The organism is Sinobaca sp. SA16-1 (assembly GCF_059510515.1).
Genome location: NZ_JCAKFL010000004.1, coordinates 372,152 through 390,799 on the forward strand (window position 1 = coordinate 372,152; position 18,648 = coordinate 390,799).

Genomic DNA, 18,648 nt, shown 5'->3' on the forward strand with positions numbered 1-18,648 from the left:
CTCTTCCTTTGGTAAGGCTCCCGCCGCTCTTTTCCGTGCTGATTCATAAAAGTCCGGGTACGATCAGCTGAATATTTTACGGGGACTTGTTTAAATAATCCATCTGCAGGGCATGTGTACAATAAGCTTTGCTTTTTTCCGGACTTTCCATGTAATTTTCCGAAAATCCTTCTTTTTACTTTTTATTTGCGTTATAATTTATTATAATTACAATGTAAGAATTAATACAGCCTCTTAGCATTTCAGTATGCATTACCAAAGGCTGGATATCTTTGCTGTTTTATTTTTTAAAATAGAAAGGGGAATGTACGAATATGTCAGATAACGGAACCGGCGGCCAGTGTCCATTCACGGGCGAGGGCGCCCCAAGCAAACCAGTAAGCGGAACAAAAGGAACAACAAATAAAGATTGGTGGCCAGGTCTTCTCGACCTGAACGTTCTTCACCAGCACGATACGAAGACCAATCCACTCGGAGAAGACTTCGACTATACAGAAGAGTTCAAAAAGCTGGACTATGATGCGATGAAGAAGGACCTTCTTGATCTAATGACAGACAACCAGGACTGGTGGCCTGCAGATTACGGACACTATGGTCCATTTTTCATCCGTATGTCATGGCACTCGGCCGGAACATATCGTACAGCTGACGGACGCGGCGGCGGCGGAAGCGGCTCACAGCGTTTTGCTCCTTTAAACAGCTGGCCTGATAACGGAAACCTTGATAAAGCACGCCGCCTTTTATGGCCAATCAAGCAAAAATACGGAAACAAAATTTCCTGGGCTGACCTTCTTGTTCTTGCCGGAAATGTAGCGATCGAATCCATGGGAGGAAAAACCATTGGATTTGGTGCCGGACGTCCTGATATCTGGAGCCCGGAAGAAGACGTAAACTGGGGACCAGAGAAAGACTGGCTCGGCGATGAGCGTTATTCCGGTGAGCGCGAACTTGAAAATCCTTTAGCCGCTGTTCAAATGGGCTTAGTTTACGTAAACCCTGAAGGTCCAAACGGCAAGCCGGATCCTGCAGGCAGTGCCCGCGATATCCGTGAAACGTTTAAGAGAATGGGAATGAATGACGAAGAAACAGCAGCTCTTACTGCCGGCGGCCATACGTTTGGTAAAGCCCACGGGGCAGGTGACCCATCTCACGTGAGTGAGGATCCAGAAGGCTCTCAGCTTGAGAATCAGGGCCTTGGCTGGAAGAGCACCTACGAAAGCGGAAACGGTCCTTACACGATCACAAGTGGGATTGAAGGCGCTTGGACACCTACTCCAACGACATGGGACCTAAGCTATTTTGATATGCTGTTCGGCTATGAGTGGGAACTGACAAAGAGCCCGGCTGGCGCGTACCAGTGGGAACCTGTTTCTCCTGATGAAGACCACCTTGCGCCAGACGCTGGTGATTCTTCCAAGAAAGTAAAAACAATGATGACAACAGCTGATATGGCTATGCGTGTAGATCCGGAATACGAAAAGATCTGCCGCCGCTTCTATGCGAATCCAGACGAGTTTGCTGACGCATTCGCCCGTGCCTGGTTTAAGCTTCTTCACCGTGATATGGGTCCACGCGACAGATACCTCGGACCGGAAGTACCGGAAGAAGTATTTATCTGGCAGGATCCTGTACCTGAAGTAGATTACGAACTCAACGAAACAGAAATTGAAGAGCTTAAAGGAAAGCTGCTTGATTCCGGCCTTTCTGTAAGCCAGCTTGTTAAAACAGCATGGGCTTCTGCAAGCACATTCCGCCATTCCGACAAGCGCGGCGGCGCAAATGGTGCACGTATTCGTCTTTCTCCACAGAAAGACTGGGAAGTAAATGAGCCGGAAGAACTTTCCAAAGTGCTCAGCAAATTGGAAGAGATTCAAAAAGGGCTCGACAAGAACGTCAGCATTGCTGACCTGATTGTTCTCGGCGGAAGCGCGGCTATTGAAAAGTCTGCGAAAGAAGCAGGCTTTGACGTGAAAGTACCATTTACTCCGGGCCGCGGCGACGCGACGCAGGAGCAGACAGATGTAGAAAACTTTGAAGCGCTTGAGCCGGAAACAGATGGTTTCCGCAACTACCAAAAGAAAGAGTATACTGTTTCTTTTGAAGAGCTGCTTGTTGACAAAGCTCAGCTTCTTGGGCTTTCCGCTCATGAAATGACTGTATTAGTCGGCGGTATGCGCGCTCTTGACGCAAACTACAAAGGCACGAAGCACGGCGTCTATACAGACCGTCCCGGCGTTCTAAGCAACGACTTCTTCGTGAACCTTATGGATATGAGTGTAGACTGGAAGCCGTCAGAAACCGAAAACGGCATCTACGAAGCATATGACCGCAAAACAGGTGAACTTGTCCGCACAGGATCAAGAGTAGACCTTGTCTTCGGTTCTCATTCCGTTCTCCGCGCTCACTCTGAAGTGTATGCGCAGGACGACAACGAAGAGAAATTTGTTAAAGACTTTATTAAGGCCTGGGTTAAGATCATGGACGCAGACCGTTACGATGTTAAAAAATAAGTAAAAATAGAACCGGGCTCTCCTGTTATTGCAGGAAGCCCGGTTTTTTATGGCTGAAACGCTTTTGTTATAATATTTCAATATACCCTTCTGTCCCATTCACACGTATTCGCTGTCCATCCTTTATAAGGCTAACCGCATTCTCCACGCCTACTACTGCCGGAAGACCATATTCACGGGCGACAACAGCTCCATGGGTCATCAGCCCGCCAACTTCAGTGACCAGGCCTTTTACTAGTAAAAACAACGGGGTCCAGCTGGGATCGGTATAAGAAGTGATTAGTATATCCCCTTCTTCCATATTGGCCATTTCCATAGTCAAAATAACACGGGCCCGTCCTTCAATTATGCCGGATGAAACAGGCAGACCGACAACAGCTCCGCTTGGAAAATCCTCTCGTCTGTATTTTCCGTTAATGATTTCACCATTGGAAGTAATAACGCGTGGAGGCGTCAGCTTTTCAAAAAAGCCATACTCTTCTTTTCGTTCATGCAGAATAGAACGATCTAGTTTTTTCACGCGTGCAACTTCTTGAAATTCTTCAAAAGTAAGATAGTAAACATCTTCTTTTTCCTGAATTACGCCGGCCCGTGCAAGCTTCTCTGCTTCTTTCAAAAGCGCCTGTTTATAAAGAAAGTACCGATTCACCATGGCGTATTTCGGATATTCCCTGTAACCAATAAAGTGGCGGATAAGATCTATTTTTTGTTTAGCTTCTGCCGCCTTTTTCTCTCCGTCCGGTAATTCTTTCAGCCGCCGCAGAATATCCTGTTCTTTTTTCAAAGCTTCCTGCTTTCCCTTTTCAAACTTCCTAAAGGAAGCGCCGGGCTCAAAATTTTTAATATTGTTTAGAAGTACGGACACAAGAGGAAGGGGGTTTTCACTCCAGCGGGCTCGTGTAATATCAATCTCTCCGGCACACCGCATTCCATACTTTCTAAGGTATTGATCAATAGCATTTTTGGCTTCTTCTCCTCCATCAAAAAGCAACAGTTCCTCTAAAAAAGAATTGTCCTTTGCACGCTCCAGGCAGTCAATCACTTCTGGATACGGACGAATTACATCTGCGGCGTCCAATAACTCCAGGCCCATTTTAGACGTAATATTATAGGCTGCAGATTGAGAAAGAACATCCGCTGCATTTTTTTCACCCAGCCATTTGTTCACGTATTCATTGATCCAGGCTGATGCATTCATTGCTGTCGTAATGACCCCCAGACTTTGCGGATCAAATAAATTTTTCTTTAACTGCTGAATATCTTCCAAAATAAAATCAAACACCTCCGCCCCTGAAATCGTTTGAATGTGCTGTTTTGCTTTTTCTATTGATGCCTCGCTGTTTTTAATTAATTCGGAAACAAATGCTGGATCGGGTTCACTCTGCTCAGCGTCTTTCTCAAGCGAATCTTTTTTCCTTATAGTGTCGGCATTCTTTGCTCTTGTATCATCGAACTGCAAGGGAATAATGCCTCCCCGTTCTATTATGGTCATCAGCGCGTCTTTTATGAGCGGATCGGATTCTCCCAGGGTGTTTACCAGCATATTTCTCAAAGTCGGTGTACTTAGGCTTTTTGAAACATCCACAAATAATCGTCCCCCTGCTTTATGCATTGGAGCATACGTGGTTAACAGAAAAAAGGACAACCCGAGTGGCTTTATTGGATCGGTCATCATTTGTTGATGACCGACTGACACGTAAACACGATGGCCCGCCTCTTCCGTTTTAGGAATGGGATATAACGTCGTAATTGGACGGCTTTGCACGATATAAAAGACATCACCTTCTAAACACCATTCAATATCCTGCGGACTGCCAAAGTGTGCTTCGATCTGCCTTCCTATTCGTTCCAGCCGGCCTATCTGTTCATCTGTCAGTACGGATTTTTTTTGCTGCCCTTCAGCGATCTGCCGGATTTCTGTGCCACCCTCTTTGGATCCATAAACCGCTGTTTTTTTAACCGCTCTCATTTTCTCGGTGATTTCCCCGTCCTGTATCTTATAGTGGTCGGCAGACACCAGACCGGCTACAAGGGCGTCTCCAAGTCCAAAAACAGCGTCAATAGCCAGCTGCCTTCGGTTGGATGTAATCGGATCTGCAGTAAACAAAACGCCTGAAGCCTGAGGATATGCCATTTTTTGAATAATAACAGATACAAATACTTTTCTGTGATCAAACCCGTTCTGCATTCGGTACATAACCGCACGGTCCGTAAACAATGATGCCCAGCACCTGCTGATATGCCATAGAACTGCCTCTCTGCCGATAACATTTAAATACGTCTCCTGCTGTCCGGCAAACGAGGCATGGGGTAAATCTTCAGCTGTTGCGCTGGATCGTACAGCATACGCCTGTTTTTCGCCGAATTGGGTAAAACCATGACTAACGGCCTCCATTACATCAGGAGGAATATCTGTTTCCAACATAATACTTCGGATATCCCTGCAGACTTCACTAATCCGTTTCTGATCCTCTATTTTCATAACAGCAAGCTGATCCAATAATATATCGAGCTTTTTCTTATGATCAAAAGCTTTTCTATAGGCATCTGTAGTCACACAGAATCCGTCGGGAACTTGTATGTCTTTCATCTTCACCAGTTCGCCTATATTAACACCCTTCCCCCCGACCTCATATTTCCTTGTTTTATCAACTTCCTGGAACTTCAGCACATAAGATATCATATCTGTCCCTCCCATTTATCGTTATCTGCTTTATAAAAAAAGCCTCCGTTTTATTAATCATACGCATTTAATAAATGATTAACAGTCTGATAATAATCCTCTGCCAATGGTATAATAAAAGTAGAGAAGGACAGTTGCCGATTACTTATCGCAGTTGTCCTTTTTTTGTTTTAAATATAAAGCGCTCATACATAATGGCAATAACGGGTAGTATATAATCACCAGCCTTCCTGCCGGCAGAAAGGAGGAGAAGGAAATGACAAAACAGGTGCTGTTCATTCATAGTGCAGGACCCCAGAAGCTTCACGAGGGGAGCAGTGGTTTGACAGCCTATTTACAAGAAGCACTCGGGGCAGAATACCAGCTGTTGACGCCGGAAATGCCCTATCCGGAAGATCCCAGGTATTCCTTCTGGAAGGCACAGCTTGAAAAAGAGTTTACTGGACTCGATCGCGAGGTAATTCTTGTCGGCCATTCGTTGGGAGGATCCGTTCTTGTTAAATACCTTGCCGAAAAAACGGAGATCCCAGTGATCGCTGGATTGTTTTTAGTTGCCGCCCCTTACTGGGGAGAGAGAAAAGGGTGGCAGGCGGAAGAGTTTAATTTTCCTGTCGATTTCGCCTCCCGACTTCCTTCCATCCGCAGGATACATCTTTACCACAGCCAGAATGATGAGATAGTACCATTCTCTCACCTGGAATACTTCAAAACCCAGCTTCCCAATGCAGAAACCCGTATTCTCGAAGGCCATGACCATACGTTTCAACATGGGCTGCCCGCTCTTGTCGATGATATTCAGAAGATATAAATTACTATAGTGCCCTAATGAAAAAACCAGCTTTTATATACAGCGCAAAAGCTCTGTACCGGTTACCTCCAGCACAGAGCTTCTTTTATATATAACGACCTGGTGAGCTTTTCTCTTCTTAAAGGACACTACTCTATTTTAATTTAAGCCGCATTTTGTTTTCTGTTAAAAATCTGCTGTGTCACGAAAGCAGACAGCGCTGCGACAGCTATAATTATAATGGTACGTATAACCCTTCCTATATCAGGGACAGCGTAGCTCATAATCATGGAAGCAGCAACTACTGAAATAAATACTACTAATGGCACAATCCATATATCTTTCATAAGTCAGCCCCCTTTACTGCTTTGGTGTTTATCATTTGGAAGCTCCGCACTAGTGGCGTAATCGAATCTGGCATATCCTATTTCAGACGCATTTTTCATCAGTTCCAAATTCAGCCACGCCGCCAATTTATGAAATTCCACTTCGTTATTAAAAGGAAAAGAACTGTGCTGGCGGCTCATCCATTCCTCCTCCGTTAACTGGGAAAGCTTTTTTTCCCATCTATCAGCCAGGTCATATAAATGAGCTTTTATTTCTTCTGCATCAGCCGTAACTTCTACATCCTCTTTTGTTAAATTCCCTTCTCCAAAAGAATGGTTAAAGACCATTTCCCACCAAAAAGTGATATGCCACAGGGTCCATGCAATACTTGGTGGTCCTATCTCATAAGACTCTGTTTCAGGCAGTTCTGCATACCATACTCCTTCTGCTTCTTTAATATACAGACTGCTTTTCGACGGCCGCCACATGTATTCTTCCTGCTCCAGCGAAGAAAGGTGATAGTCCAGAAGCTCTCTGGAAATACTAAATTGAAATTGAATATTTTCTTTTATCATTTTATGATTGTTCATATACAGCTCCTTTCCTGAATAACTTCCTATAAGGATGTGTCCACATGGAAATTGAGAACTTAATCAGGGTCAAGACAAGGCAGGAATTAAGAGACTGGTTTGAAAAGCATGCAGCTGCAGAAAAGTGCTGCTGGGTAATCACAAGCAGGACGGAAAAACCAGGTGCTCTTCCGTATCTGGATGTAGTGGAGGAAGCATTATGTTTTGGCTGGATCGATGGCATCGTAAAAAAAATGCCGGATACCGGTGAAACGGTGCAGAGGCTCTCCCCGCGAAAGAAAAAAAGCAATTGGACGGAGTTAAATAAAGAAAGAGTACGAAGACTGAATAAACTAGGATTAATGAAAGAAGAAGGACGAAGAGTTCTCCCCGATATGAGGCCGGAATCTTTTATTATTGATCAAGACATTGAAGCCCGCCTGAAAGAAGATGAGCAGGTATACCAGAACTTTCTTCATTTTCCTGAACTGTACCGAAGAATTCGAATTGATACTATACAAAGTAATAAAAATGACCCTGAACTTTTTCATAAACGATTGGATAAGTTCGTTGAAAACACAAGAGAAAATAAAATGTACGGGCAGTGGAATGATAACGGCCGGCTGATTGATTATTAAAAACGCAGCTTATTTTAGTTTACCATGTGTATTTTAAGATAAAAAACCCCTCTGCCTGTGATTAGACAAAGGGGACTCACCTTTTTTTGGCGTTTGCTTTACAGAATTACTTACCATCAGTTCTTGGCAGTGGATAGAAACCCTCATTGAATTGATTCCATAAGTTAGGTGGTAAATCATGTTTCTCTTCACTATTGGGATCAAATTTCGAAATAATATCGTCCTCTTTACCATTTTGAATTTTATTAATAAAATGATGATCCAGCAGAATTTCCCTGCCTAAAGCTAATAATTCAACATTTTTTGATTCTACAGCTTCCAGTGCTTGTTCGGCGGTAAATATGGATCCGATCACAACTAACGGCATACGGCCATCAATCCATTGATGCAGTAGTTTTACTCTTCCTTCGCCTTGATACTTTCCTTCACGAGTTTCAGCGTCAACATCCATTAGGGAAACATGTAAATAATCCAATGGTTTTTCAATTAAATGTTTCACCAATTCTTCTGTAATTTCCATACTTATACCTGGAGTTTCTGCTTCTTCTGGTGAAAATCTATAACCAACGATGAATTTCTCATCTGCATAAGCTTTAACCGTATGAACCACCTCATCTACCACTTTGATTGGGAATTTTAATCTATTTTCTCCCCATTCATCCTCACGACGATTATAATATGGTGAAACAAATTGCTGTATTAGATAATGGTTGGCGCCATGAATTTCTACACCATCAAACCCTGCTTCGATTACCCGACGTGTTGCTTCACCAAATGCTGTAATGGTTTGTTCAATTTCTTTGTTCGTCATTTCCCGGGCATGATGTTCTTCTTTTTCGTCGAAGCTTTGCAAGGTGATAGGGCTTGGAGCAGCTGCATCTCCGTTTGGTGTTAAACGCGGCAGTGACTGTGCCCCGCCGTGATGAATTTGCACAATAGCTTTTGCTCCATTTTTCTTCATCGCTTCAGCTAAGCGTTTTAAACCATCAAGATCCGAATCATGTGCAACGGACGGCTGGCCGGGAAATGCTTTTCCTAAATCAGTCACATTGCTGGCCGCAGAAATAGCTAATCCTACATCTTTAGAACGTTGTTCCACATAATCAATTTCCACCTCAGAAATGGTACCATCATCGTTAGAAGATACATGAGTGAGTGGTGCTAAGACAAATCTATTTCTTAATTCTACTTTATTGGGCAATGTTACTTTTTCAAATAATGGTGCAAACTTCTTATCCATTGCTGTAATGCCTCCTATAATTTACATGTATCCTCGCCGGTTATGTGCAAGTTGCATATATACAAATTAAAGGTGTATCCTCCCTATGTCAAACCAAAGTGCTTAGGTCAGGTGCATCCCCGTTAATCTATATTTCTGAGTCAATTGCATGTATCCATAAGGTCCATAAAGGGACTCCTAAACAACCTGCTCTTTAAACGCCTCACTGTATTTTGTCAGAAAAAACCCCAAACGTCAGATATTCCTCTAACGTTTGGGGTGCACTACCTATTCGAGCAGTTATTTTAATCACTTTTTATTATAAAACGTCACCGATTATTTATTCCATTCAAATTTCTATTCTACTGTTACACTTTTCGCAAGGTTTCTTGGCTTATCCACGTCGCAGCCTCTGTGAAGGGCTGCATAGTAGGAGATCAACTGAAGCGGAAGAACAGAAACAAGCGGTGTCATCAGTTCGTTAATCGTTGGCAGAACAATACGGTCGCCGTCCTGCTTCGTGTCTTCGGTACTGATGATGCACGCGTTGGCGCCTCGTGCTTCTACTTCGCGCACATTGCCGCGGATGTTAAGGTTTGTGGCTTTCTGTGTGGTTACCGCAATAACCGGAGTACCGTCTTCAATCAGGGCAATCGTTCCGTGCTTAAGCTCTCCTCCGGCAAATCCTTCTGCCTGAATATAAGAGATCTCTTTAAGCTTCAAAGCACCTTCCTGAACGACGCTGTAGTCCATAGAGCGGCCGATAAAGAAGCAGTTGCGTGTTTCCAGCAGATAATCACGGGCAACCTGCTCCATGACGTCCTTTTGGTCACACAGCACTTCCATGGCATTCGCAATAAGGCTGAGCTCCTGGATCGCATTGAAGTCGGTCTGGATTCCCTGGGCATGGGCACTGTCCATGGCAAGAATAGAGAATACCGCCATTTGGGCTGTATAGGCCTTTGTAGAAGCTACTGCGATTTCAGGGCCTGCGTACGTATGAAGCGTGAAATCCGCCTCACGGGAAAGCGTAGAGCCCGGCACGTTTGTAATCGTAATCGAACGGTAGCCGTTTTTCTTGGCATTTACAAGAACGCCGCGGGAATCTGCCGTTTCTCCGCTTTGTGAAATAAAGATAAAGAGCGGATTGCTGGATAGTAATGGCTCATTATAGAGAAATTCGCTGGCGATGTGGACTTCTACTGGTTTTTTTGCTACTTTTTCCAGCATTTCTTTTCCAACCAGTCCGGCATGATAGCTTGTACCTGCAGCAATGATATAGATACGGTCTGTATCATTGATGGCGGTACGGATATTTTCATCAAGCTTAATTTCTCCGGATTCATCCTGGTATTTCTGGATAATGTTACGGATAACAAAAGGCTGCTCGTCGATTTCTTTCAGCATGAAGTGAGAATAGGTGCCTTTTTCCGTGTCGCTTTCGTCGATATCGGTTGTGAAGGTGTCACGGCTGACCGGCTGTCCTTCCAATGTTTTCACTTTCACATTGTTCTGTGTCAGCACGACAATTTCGCCGTCCATGATTTCCATGAATTCTTTTGTTACATGAAGCATAGCCATTGCATCAGATGCAATAACATTTACGCCATTTCCTACTCCGATAAGAAGCGGGCTTTTGTTTTTGCCGACATAGATCACATCGGAATCGTTGTTATCAATCAACGCGGTGGCGTAAGAACCTTCAAGAACGGAAAGAGTGCGACGGAAAGCATCTTCGGTGGACAAACCTTCATTTACAAAATACTCGACGATCTGTACGATAACTTCTGTATCCGTATCACTAACTAGTTTTACATCCTTTAGAAATTCTTTTTTCAATTCGTTATAGTTTTCAATAACGCCATTGTGAACAATGGTAAAACGCTCAGAAGTGCTCTGGTGCGGGTGGGCGTTTAAGCGGCTTGGCGGTCCGTGGGTAGCCCAGCGGGTATGGCCGATGCCGATAGTGCCGGGAGCTTTTGTACCAACAGATTCTTCCAGAACGGCGATGCGCCCCTGTTCCTTGTATAAATCTACGCCTTCATTTCCTACCAGAGCGATACCAGCCGAGTCGTACCCGCGGTATTCCAGCTTCTTTAAGCCTTTTAAAAGAATATCTGCTGCCTGTTCATTTCCTATATATCCTACTATTCCACACATATAATGATGACCTCCTAAGGCGGGCCACAGCATGTGCCTCGGGGCTGCAAGCTGTACCCCGCTCTTTTCTTTTTATTAGTTTGATCGGCTAGTGCAGAAGGACGTTGTGCAAAGAGTTGCCTCCTTGTTTTAATCCTGCTGCTGACGATTGTGCCGGACAACCGGGAGGCATCCGCCGATGCTCGATGAACCTCCTCCTCGTCAACTGCTCGTATTGTTCTCCGTACGGAACAGTTCAGGCGCTGTAGTATGCGGTTTTCTCTATCCCCCTGTTCGTTAAATAGAATCATGGTTATCTTACTATCTTTTCCCATATAATGCAATATCTTTTTAAAAAGAATTATTAAGTAAAGTAAAGATAACCCATACCATTAGACGCGAAAAAAAGAATCCGGGTTACAGTTCTCCTGTAACTTTTCCGGATTCTTCTGTTTTATTTATCAGGTGTGGCCCAAACGCTTACGCTTTCTCCCATAACAGGAAAGGAAGCAGTGCCGTCTTCTTCGATAATAATTTCGTCTTTGCAGTTACGGGTATAATCGACCCATGCCTCACCGGCATGCTCTTCTCCGACATTCATCGTTAAACTGTTGTCCCCTTCATTGGAGATAACAACAGCGCAGCCGGAATCTTCCATTTCTTCGGTTCCCCGGCGGACCCAGCCTATTAGATTAGCTTCTTCAAAATAGTCTTCCTGTTCGCCGTAGGCTTTATGCCTGCGCACATATAAAAGCGGATCAATTTCTTCTGCTTTTCCTTTTTCCGGTGCAGGACCGTTGATGCCGAAATAATCACCGTAAAACACACAAGGATAACCGTCTTCCCTTAACAGAATTAATGCGTAGGCGCTTTGTTTAAACGGTTCTTCCACCCATGACTCCAGTGATTCTTCAGGCTGGGAATCGTGATTATCCACAAATGTTACTGCGTGCATTGGGTGGGACTGAACGAGCGTATCATTAAAGATTTCACGCAGGTCATAGTCCGCTCCCGCATTGGAGGCATTGTGCAGATTAAAGTGGAGCGACACATCAAACAAGTCAATCTTATAGTCAACGTTATCCAGAAACTCCTGGCATTCTTTAAGATCGGAGAGCCAGAATTCCCCGACAATATAAAAGTCCTCGCCGCCGTGCTCCATCGCCTGCTCGGCAAATTCCTTCACAAAATCATAGTTTATATGTTTAATGGCATCCAGTCGATAACCATCAACCCCTAATGTATCCGTCAGCCATTGACTCCAGGAAATTATTTCTTCCCTGACTTCCGGATTGTTATAGTCGTAGTTGGCAAACATAAGAAAATCATAATTTCCGAATTCATCTGCTACATTTTCGTTCCAGGTCTTGTCTTCACCTAGAATACGGAAAATCCCTTCTTCATCTTCACTGGCGTTGTAATCTGTGCCGTTAAAATGAGTGTAGTTCCATTTGAAATCAGAGTGGGTGTCACCGCGCCCCGGGAACGTAAACTTCGTCCAGCCTTCCATTTCAAAAGGCTCTCCTATATCTTCATGGCGGTCTTCTTCATTCACTTTCACAACTTCAAAGGTTTCTTTTTCGTCCGCTGCTGCTTTATGATTCATCACGACATCCGCATAAACACTGATATCCTGCTCATGGCAGGAGGCAATAGCTTCCAAAAGCTCTTCTTTTGTTCCATATTTTGTCGGTATTGACCCTTTTTGGTCAAATTCTCCCAGGTCGTACAGATCGTATACCCCATATCCATTATCGTCGGGTGTTTCTGATTTAGCTGCCGGCGGAATCCAGACTGAATCGATTCCTTTTTCCTTGAGCATAGAAGCCATTTCTTTAAGCCTGTTCCAATGGGCCCCATCTGCTTCCAAGTGCCATTCAAAAAACTGCATCATTGTGTGATTTTTCTTCATGTTCACTTCTCCTATGATTAATTTTTCCATTAGACAGCTTATCGGTCCTTAAAAAAAGAACCCCATTCCATAAAAAGGGCTGAAACCGGTTTTCGGCTTCAGCTGCCGTTTTATGAGAACAAATGATTCTACTCTTATAGATTACCCTAAATATCAACGGACTGAAACCTTATCCAGATAAAAAATGCCTGCAAGCATGTGCTCACAGGCATTTTCCCTGGCATATTTTCTATCAATTACCCGATAAAAAGAAGTACAAGGGTACCAACAACAAAGCAATAAATCGCAAAATACTTCAAGTTTCCTTTTGCCATAATGTTCATAAACCACTTTAAGGAAATGTAGGAAGCGATAATGGAGGCTGCGAAAGCCACCAGGTAATTCACCCACATATCCGGAAGATTTTCTCCTAAGATCGTATCTAAGGATAGCACAGTCGTACCGATGCTGATAGGAATATAAAGCAGAAAGGAAAAACGAAGTGCCGTTTCCTGCTTTGTACCTAACAGCATTGCAGCTACAATGGTTGCCCCGGAGCGGCTGATACCCGGAATTAACGCAACAGCCTGAGCCAGGCCGATGATAACAGCATCTTTCCAGTTCAACTGCCCATCGTTTCTACTGCCCCGCAGATTACGGATAATCCACAGTGCAAACCCAGTTACAATCAACGTAGCTCCCACGATCCATACTTTATCAAGCTCTGCTTCTATAAAGTCTCCAAGCGTCAGGCCGATAACGCCTGCCGGTATTGTTGCGATTACCAGATACAAAATAAAATCGAAATCTCCGCGTGCGGATGCCTTTCTTGTCGTAACGTAACTAATACCATTTGTCGCAAGTTTGAGAATATCGTTCCAATAGACTATCAGCACAGCAATCAGCGAGCCAAAGTTAACGAGCACCAGAAATTCAAGCCCTGTATTGCCAAGACCGATTAATTCCTGAACAATAACGAGATGTCCGCTTGAAGAAATCGGGATAGGTTCTGTAATCCCCTGAAAAAGGCCCAGAAACAAATATTTGAGAAGCGTCCATATATCCTGCATGTCATTGAACATCCTTTGTAGGTTATTAGATAAATAAAAGCAGGCTGACCGCCATGACCGCCATTCCAGCAATCAATCCGTAAATGGGAAGATGAGTTTCATCATACCGCTTCGCGGCAGGCAGTAGCTCATCGAGTGAAATAAATACCATAATACCTGCCACTCCAGCAAACATAACGCCAAATGTGACATCGTTTAAAAAAGGCATTAGAAATAAAAAAGCGATTATCGCCCCAAGCGGCTCGGACAAGCCGGATAGAAAAGACAGCTTAAAGGCCTTTCGTTTACTTCCAGTAGCGAAATAGATGGGCACCGACACGGCAATTCCTTCCGGAATGTTATGAATGGCAATCGCGACGGCAATCGCTATACCAAGCGTTGGATCTTCGAGAGCCGATGCAAACGTAGCGATCCCTTCCGGAAAATTATGAATGGCAATCGCCAGCGCCGTAAATGTCCCCATCTTCAACAAGTCCGGCTCCTGCCTGGAACGGTTGACTACAGCCATATCTTCCACACGTTTTAATTCATGGGGATTGCCCTGTTTGGGAATCAGTCTGTCAATGGCTGCAATCAAAAGCATGCCCCCAAAAAAACCGCCGGCCGTCGACCACTGGCCGCCCGTGTTCCCAAGAGCACTTACGAGAGACTCCTGGGCCTTTACATATATTTCAATCATCGAAATATAAATCATTACGCCCGCCGAAAACCCAAGCGATACGGAAAGAAATTTAGTATTAGTCGTAGAAGTAAAGAAAGCCAGAAAGCTTCCTATTCCAGTAGCCAGGCCTGCCATTAGAGTCAACGCAAAGGCAAAAAGAACATTTTCCGGCACGTGCGGCTCCTCCTTCAAAAATGAAATACAGCTTTCCCACAATCAACAAGAGCCGTGATAAGGAATGGAAAGACAAAAAGAAATTCAAACTAAAAAAAGCATCTCAGGCAGCCAGGCCCAAGATGCTCAGAAAGACGCTTTTATGCTCTTTGGGTTCCCATGTGTTCTTCAACTATACTTGCTATTTCTTCTACGTAACGATTACACAATTCCTTGGTTTCTGCTTCTGCCATAACCCGTACAAGCGATTCTGTTCCGGAAGGGCGCACCAGGATACGTCCGTTGCCGGCCATTTCTTTTTCTGCTTTATCAATGGCTTCTTTTACATACGGATTAGACGCTACTTCATGTTTATTATGCACTCTCACATTTACGAGTTTCTGCGGGAAAATTTCCATTTCAGAAGCAAGCTCGGACAGTTTCTTTCCAGTTGATTTCATAATATCAACAAGCTGAAGCGCAGAAAGCATGCCATCTCCTGTCGTAATATGATCAAGGAAGATTAAATGACCGGACTGCTCGCCTCCGAGCGTAAATCCATTTTTGCGCATTTCTTCCATGACATAGCGGTCTCCGACTGCTGTCATTTTCGTTTCTACCCCGATTTTTTCCAATGCTTTATACAAACCAAGATTACTCATTACTGTCGTAACCAGTGTGTTCTCGGTGAGTCTGTTTTCCTGCTTTAGGTGCTTGGCGCAGATATACATAATCTGGTCACCGTCTACAAGCGTTCCTTTTTCATCAACGGCGATCAAGCGGTCCGCATCTCCATCAAACGCAAGTCCGATGTCTGCTCCTTTTTCTTTCACGAAAGCAGCAAGGCCTTCAGGGTGGGTCGATCCTACATTGTCATTAATATTCAAACCGTCCGGATTGTTTCCCATCGTAGAAATGTCTGCTTCCAGATCTGCAAACAGATGCGGTGCAAGTGCCGAGGCAGCTCCGTGTGCGCAGTCAAGCGCTACATGCAGGCCGGCAAAGTCTTCGTTGATAGTCTGCTTGAGAAAATGGATATATTTCTGGCCGCCTTCAAAATAATCATTTACGATGCCAAGGCTTTTTCCTGTCGGCCGTGGAAGAGTATCCTCTCCATCCAGCAGTACTTCAATCTCTGCTTCCTGGGCATCCGTCAGCTTAAAGCCGTCCGATCCAAAAAATTTAATTCCATTATCTTCCACCGGATTGTGGGAAGCTGAAATCATTACACCGGCCTGGGCACTTAATGCTTTTGTTAAATAAGCAACTCCCGGCGTGGAAACAACACCGAGCCTCATTACTTCTGCTCCGATGGAAAGAAGTCCTGCTACCAGGGCTCCTTCAAGCATTTCACCTGAAATGCGTGTATCTCTTCCAATAAGCACTTTAGGGTTTTCAGTTTCTTTCGTAAGTACGTACCCGCCGGCTCGGCCGATTCGAAATGCCAGTTCAGGAGAAAGCTCCGTATTGGCAACACCTCTAACACCATCCGTCCCAAAATATTTACCCATTATCTATCTCTCCTTCATTTTCATTATCTGTTTGATTTGTCTGCACGCTTCCAGTGGTATCTTCCCCGTTTTCACTGCTTTCTACATCGTTCTGGCCATTTTCCGGCTCTTCTGTAGTATCGGGTTCGGCAGGGGATTCCTCCACTGGGGTTTCTTCTTCAGGCTGCTCTGGGGAAGGCTCAGGCGAAGGTTCCTCCGGACTTTCCGGAGCATTTTCCCCACCCTCTTCTGTTTCAGGGTCTGTCTGGGCTTCGTCCGGCTCTTCCGATTCTTCGGCAGCTCCCCCGGAGTCTTCTTCATTCTCTACAGTAGAGACGGTTATCTCGGATGAGGCAGGAGTAACTTCTATATTATCCGGCCCGGACGCCTGCAGTGTGAGAGTTTTGGCTGTACCGGGAGCAGTGCTCCCACCCTCCTGCCAGTCCGCACTCAAAGAAATATCCCCGGCATTAAGGCCTTCAAGCGAATCAGCCGTTCCTTCTACTGATACGTTCATGGCTCCGCCTGCCGGAGACTCCCACTGCACTGTTCGTCCTTCTGGAACATTTTCAACATTTATAGGAATATTGGAGAAGGAAGTTGTCCCGCCTTCTCCAGTTTCAACTTCTACTTCAATCGTTTCAGGCTGCACAGCATTGGCTCCTTCCGGAAGCGGAAGCGCTACTTCAATCGTTCCGCCTCCTTCGCCAATACCTGATAAATCAACAGGTGCTTCAATCGTATCCAGGGTATCAAGCACATCCTGTGGTGCCGATACCAACGCTTCCTCCTGGGAAGGATTGAGGGCTGCAATACTAACTCCGTCCTGCGGTGTTCCTTCTCTCGTTAAAGTAATCGGCACTTCAGCTGATGTGCCTTCTTCTCCCATTGTTACATTTACAGCCTGTGGCTCGATCTGGACATTAAGCTCATTTCCCTGGTCATCATAGGCGACTACTTCCTTCTCGCCTTCAATCGTACTGGCCGCTCCAGATACATCGACGAATGCGGAAACTTCATTTATACTTTCGTGTACACTGGAGCCGGCCTGAATAGTAACATTGCCGGGGGTGACTGTGAAATCATCCGCCTGGTACGTTTCTTCTGTTTCATCTTCGTTGGTCAGCTCTACTTCTACCGGATAAGAAACGCTCTCCAGTTCTTCGACCACTACCGTAGCATACTCCGGAGTGACAGAGACTTCAAGGTCAGCCGGGAAATTTCTGTTTTCAATCGGCACCTGGTGTTCCCCAGTTCCAAGTCCTTCCACGTCTACAAACACTTCGTAAGACGTATTGGAGAGCTGGAACAATGTAAGAGAGGTCTGGGAGCCGGAAAGCTGAACGCGCAGATCATCCGGTGTCGTAGCTGTAGCAGAATAATTTTCTTCATCATAATCTACGATAAGTTCCACGTCTTCCAGTTCAAACGTGCTGTCTTCCTGGTCAGGCAGTACGCTCGCCTGATTGCTTACATTATTACTCATATTGATCATCATAAACAGCATAATAGCAATGCACAAGGATATGAAACGGACAAACCATTTATTACTAAACATGTTATCCATCATAATTAGGACCTCCCCCACTGCCACAAACCATTGCTGTTACGATCATCGGAAATCAGTTCTTTTTCCAGCATGGCGAGAAGCGTTTCTTCATCTAGATTACGGTGCAGTTCTCCGTTTTTGGTCACCGATACACTGCCGGTTTCCTCAGAAACTACGACTGTCAGGCAGTCCGTCACTTCACTGATGCCAAGAGCTGCTCTGTGCCTGGTTCCCAGTTCTTTTGAGATAAAAGGGTTTTCGGACAGCGGCAGATAGCAGGCCGCTGCTGCAATTTCATTGTTACGCATAATCAGCGCTCCATCGTGCAAAGGAGCATTCGGAATAAAAATATTAATGAGCAGTTCCGAGGTAACCGTGGCATTCATTGGAATGCCTGTTTCTACATAATCATTCATGCCCGTGCCTTTTTCAATGGATATCAACGCACCGATTCGGCGCTTGGACATATACCGTACAGATTTCGTGATCGCATCCACCGTTTTTCGTGAGCTCTCTTCTGTAGCCATTAAAGCACGTCCAAATAACCTGCCCCTTCCGAGCTGCTCAAGCGCTCTTCGAAGCTCCGGCTGAAAGATAATAATAATGGCCAGAAGCCCGTATGTAACGGCTTGGGACATAATCCACTGCAGTGTTCTCAGGCCAAATACACTGCTTAAAAACCATATAATAAGAATAAATAAGATCCCTTTAACGAGCTGAACTGCCCTTGTTCCCCGGATTACTGTAATCAGTTTATATACTACGTAGGCAACAAGCACAATGTCCACTACTGCGCCAAGGGTTCGCAACAGGTTAAAATCCTCTCCAAAAAACATGCGCTTTTCCTCCATTTTTGTCTAACGAAAAAAAGAAAACAACAGATTCATTATAGCACAAGTTCTCTATTGTTCTTCTTGAAAACGACAGTGGTCTTTTCTTTTCTGAAGTGTGTATAGACGTTC

Annotated in this window: 14 protein-coding genes; 3 read left to right on the plus strand and 11 right to left on the minus strand. The window is 44.7% G+C overall.

Going from position 1 to position 18,648, the window contains the following annotated elements:
* Nucleotides 1–314 precede the first annotated feature (314 nt).
* Nucleotides 315–2,510: a catalase/peroxidase HPI gene (gene katG, locus AC5W2J_RS13655; RefSeq protein ID WP_496060009.1), complete on the plus strand. Its 2,196-nt coding sequence runs from the start codon at nucleotides 315–317 to the stop codon at nucleotides 2,508–2,510.
* 67 nt (nucleotides 2,511–2,577) lie between these two features.
* Here katG and ppsA read toward each other — a convergent pair whose 3' ends face one another.
* Entirely contained in the window at nucleotides 2,578–5,193 is a 2,616-nt protein-coding gene (gene ppsA, locus AC5W2J_RS13660; RefSeq protein ID WP_496060010.1) for a phosphoenolpyruvate synthase, read from the minus strand.
* Between the two features lie 256 nt (nucleotides 5,194–5,449).
* Between ppsA and AC5W2J_RS13665 the strand changes: the two genes are divergently transcribed.
* On the plus strand, nucleotides 5,450–6,001 hold the full coding sequence (locus AC5W2J_RS13665; protein ID WP_496060011.1) for an alpha/beta fold hydrolase: 552 nt from the start codon (nucleotides 5,450–5,452) through the stop codon (nucleotides 5,999–6,001).
* A 143-nt stretch (nucleotides 6,002–6,144) separates the two neighbouring features.
* Here the strand turns inward: AC5W2J_RS13665 and AC5W2J_RS13670 are convergent, their stop codons facing one another.
* Together AC5W2J_RS13670 and AC5W2J_RS13675 are read right to left on the minus strand one after the other, a co-directional pair.
* Nucleotides 6,145–6,327 (minus strand): hypothetical protein, encoded by a 183-nt coding sequence (locus AC5W2J_RS13670; RefSeq protein ID WP_496060012.1) that lies wholly within the window; start codon nucleotides 6,325–6,327, stop codon nucleotides 6,145–6,147.
* 3 nt (nucleotides 6,328–6,330) lie between these two features.
* Nucleotides 6,331–6,897 carry a DinB family protein gene (locus tag AC5W2J_RS13675; protein ID WP_496060013.1) on the minus strand — a complete coding sequence of 189 codons (567 nt, stop codon included), beginning with the start codon at nucleotides 6,895–6,897 and terminating at the stop codon, nucleotides 6,331–6,333.
* A gap of 44 nt (nucleotides 6,898–6,941) precedes the next feature.
* Between AC5W2J_RS13675 and AC5W2J_RS13680 the strand changes: the two genes are divergently transcribed.
* The gene (locus AC5W2J_RS13680) at nucleotides 6,942–7,514 is read left to right on the plus strand and encodes a YdeI/OmpD-associated family protein (protein ID WP_496060014.1); all 573 of its coding nucleotides are present in this window, start codon (nucleotides 6,942–6,944) and stop codon (nucleotides 7,512–7,514) included.
* Between the two features lie 106 nt (nucleotides 7,515–7,620).
* Here AC5W2J_RS13680 and AC5W2J_RS13685 read toward each other — a convergent pair whose 3' ends face one another.
* The 8 genes from AC5W2J_RS13685 to cdaA form a co-directional block, all read right to left on the minus strand.
* Nucleotides 7,621–8,754, minus strand: a complete 1,134-nt coding sequence (locus AC5W2J_RS13685) for an NADH-dependent flavin oxidoreductase (RefSeq protein WP_496060015.1) — start codon at nucleotides 8,752–8,754, stop codon at nucleotides 7,621–7,623.
* 336 nt (nucleotides 8,755–9,090) lie between these two features.
* Entirely contained in the window at nucleotides 9,091–10,893 is a 1,803-nt protein-coding gene (gene glmS, locus AC5W2J_RS13690; RefSeq protein WP_496060016.1) for a glutamine--fructose-6-phosphate transaminase (isomerizing), read from the minus strand.
* A gap of 433 nt (nucleotides 10,894–11,326) precedes the next feature.
* Entirely contained in the window at nucleotides 11,327–12,784 is a 1,458-nt protein-coding gene (locus tag AC5W2J_RS13695; protein WP_496060096.1) for an alpha-amylase, read from the minus strand.
* Between the two features lie 236 nt (nucleotides 12,785–13,020).
* A complete protein-coding gene (locus tag AC5W2J_RS13700) occupies nucleotides 13,021–13,833 on the minus strand; it encodes an undecaprenyl-diphosphate phosphatase (RefSeq protein ID WP_496060017.1) in 813 nt (270 codons plus the stop codon).
* 25 nt (nucleotides 13,834–13,858) lie between these two features.
* Entirely contained in the window at nucleotides 13,859–14,668 is an 810-nt protein-coding gene (gene zupT / locus AC5W2J_RS13705) for a zinc transporter ZupT (RefSeq protein WP_496060018.1), read from the minus strand.
* Between the two features lie 140 nt (nucleotides 14,669–14,808).
* Nucleotides 14,809–16,158, minus strand: a complete 1,350-nt coding sequence (gene glmM / locus AC5W2J_RS13710; RefSeq protein WP_496060019.1) for a phosphoglucosamine mutase — start codon at nucleotides 16,156–16,158, stop codon at nucleotides 14,809–14,811.
* Entirely contained in the window at nucleotides 16,151–17,707 is a 1,557-nt protein-coding gene (locus tag AC5W2J_RS13715) for a CdaR family protein (protein WP_496060020.1), read from the minus strand. Before AC5W2J_RS13715 ends, glmM begins: the two co-directional genes overlap by 8 nt.
* A 2-nt stretch (nucleotides 17,708–17,709) precedes the next feature.
* A complete protein-coding gene (gene cdaA, locus AC5W2J_RS13720) occupies nucleotides 17,710–18,522 on the minus strand; it encodes a diadenylate cyclase CdaA (protein ID WP_496060021.1) in 813 nt (270 codons plus the stop codon).
* Nucleotides 18,523–18,648: the final 126 nt, after the last annotated feature.

Coding starts and splice junctions, on each gene's coding strand:
- AC5W2J_RS13695 (WP_496060096.1), bottom strand. CDS start 12,784: ATGAAGAAAAATCACACAATGATGCAGTTTTTTGAATGGCACTTGGAA.
- katG (WP_496060009.1), top strand. CDS start 315: ATGTCAGATAACGGAACCGGCGGCCAGTGTCCATTCACGGGCGAGGGC.
- AC5W2J_RS13685 (WP_496060015.1), bottom strand. CDS start 8,754: ATGGATAAGAAGTTTGCACCATTATTTGAAAAAGTAACATTGCCCAAT.
- AC5W2J_RS13670 (WP_496060012.1), bottom strand. CDS start 6,327: ATGAAAGATATATGGATTGTGCCATTAGTAGTATTTATTTCAGTAGTT.
- AC5W2J_RS13700 (WP_496060017.1), bottom strand. CDS start 13,833: ATGCAGGATATATGGACGCTTCTCAAATATTTGTTTCTGGGCCTTTTT.
- glmM (WP_496060019.1), bottom strand. CDS start 16,158: ATGGGTAAATATTTTGGGACGGATGGTGTTAGAGGTGTTGCCAATACG.
- AC5W2J_RS13715 (WP_496060020.1), bottom strand. CDS start 17,707: ATGATGGATAACATGTTTAGTAATAAATGGTTTGTCCGTTTCATATCC.
- glmS (WP_496060016.1), bottom strand. CDS start 10,893: ATGTGTGGAATAGTAGGATATATAGGAAATGAACAGGCAGCAGATATT.
- AC5W2J_RS13675 (WP_496060013.1), bottom strand. CDS start 6,897: ATGAACAATCATAAAATGATAAAAGAAAATATTCAATTTCAATTTAGT.
- AC5W2J_RS13665 (WP_496060011.1), top strand. CDS start 5,450: ATGACAAAACAGGTGCTGTTCATTCATAGTGCAGGACCCCAGAAGCTT.
- ppsA (WP_496060010.1), bottom strand. CDS start 5,193: ATGATATCTTATGTGCTGAAGTTCCAGGAAGTTGATAAAACAAGGAAA.
- AC5W2J_RS13680 (WP_496060014.1), top strand. CDS start 6,942: ATGGAAATTGAGAACTTAATCAGGGTCAAGACAAGGCAGGAATTAAGA.
- cdaA (WP_496060021.1), bottom strand. CDS start 18,522: ATGTTTTTTGGAGAGGATTTTAACCTGTTGCGAACCCTTGGCGCAGTA.